The following is a 349-nucleotide window of genomic DNA, read 5'->3' as shown; positions in this document are numbered from 1 at the left end:
CGCCATCGACAAGCCGTTCCTGATGCCGATCGAAGACGTGTTCTCGATCTCCGGTCGTGGCACCGTGGTAACCGGTCGTGTCGAGCGTGGCATCGTCAAGGTCCAGGAAGAAGTCGAGATCGTGGGCATCAAAGCCACCGTCAAGACCACCTGCACCGGCGTTGAAATGTTCCGCAAGCTGCTGGACGAAGGTCGTGCGGGTGAGAACGTTGGCGTCCTGCTGCGTGGCACCAAGCGTGAAGACGTCGAGCGTGGCCAGGTTCTGGCCAAGCCGGGCACCATCAAGCCGCACACCAAGTTCGAGTGCGAAGTGTACGTGCTGTCCAAGGAAGAAGGCGGTCGTCACACC

Annotated in this window: 1 protein-coding gene; it reads left to right on the top strand. The window is 60.7% G+C overall.

Annotation, left to right across the window (positions count from 1 at the left end):
* On the top strand, window positions 1-349 hold a 349-nt coding region (locus ACUCV0_RS24110; protein ID WP_482213935.1), incomplete at both ends, for an EF-Tu/IF-2/RF-3 family GTPase.

This window comes from Pseudomonas sp. VMV1 (genome assembly GCF_056790235.1).
Note: the sequence above shows the minus strand (reverse complement) of the source record. Positions and strands in the feature narration are given on the sequence as shown.